General features: G+C 56.6%; 1 protein-coding gene. It reads right to left on the bottom strand.

Features of this window, described 5'->3' with window-relative positions; genetic code table 11:
• Window positions 1-32: 32 nt before the first annotated feature.
• A partial coding sequence (locus tag AC1RPN_RS08225; RefSeq protein ID WP_481763720.1) for a hypothetical protein occupies window positions 33-518 on the bottom strand: 486 nt, incomplete at its 5' end.

The raw sequence follows: 518 nt of genomic DNA, 5'->3' as shown, positions 1-518 counted from the left end.
AAGGTTTTGGAAGTCCTCAATCAGTTCCTTGCTCATACTGCCTCCTGCTTCGCACGACGCGGGAATAGCAGACGCCAGAATGACGGGTATTGATTGGCACGAGCGCTTTCCATGAGGTGTTGTTCCTCGGCCGCTTCTTGCTCAGCGTCCTCACGTTCGAGCTTTTCTTCGATCTCGCTCAGGCGCGCGAGGTCCGATTTCTTTTCCTCAAAGGGCCATGCACGACCGATCCGAGCCAGCCGCTCACGTTCCCGTTGTTGGATACCGCCAGCGTAATGATCATTCCAGCGGCCATCCAGATCACGCAGGACCTGAATGCGGGTCCGAAGCTGCACGTCGTCCAGTTCGTCGTATGCGGCACGCAGCACTGCGGTACCAGCCTCATGCATACCAGCTCTATCCAGAGCATGCGCCCTGTTGACCGCAGTCGGAATAGGGCCCTGTTCTTGTGCATAAAGCACTTTCGACGCATATTCTTCGAACGGAACGGCGTCCCGCGCATTGATCAACAGCGGATT

The organism is Dellaglioa sp. CoH-57-MRSF-20 (genome assembly GCF_056781955.1).
The sequence above is the reverse complement of the archived record's forward strand: the minus strand, read 5'-3'. Positions and strand labels throughout refer to the sequence as shown.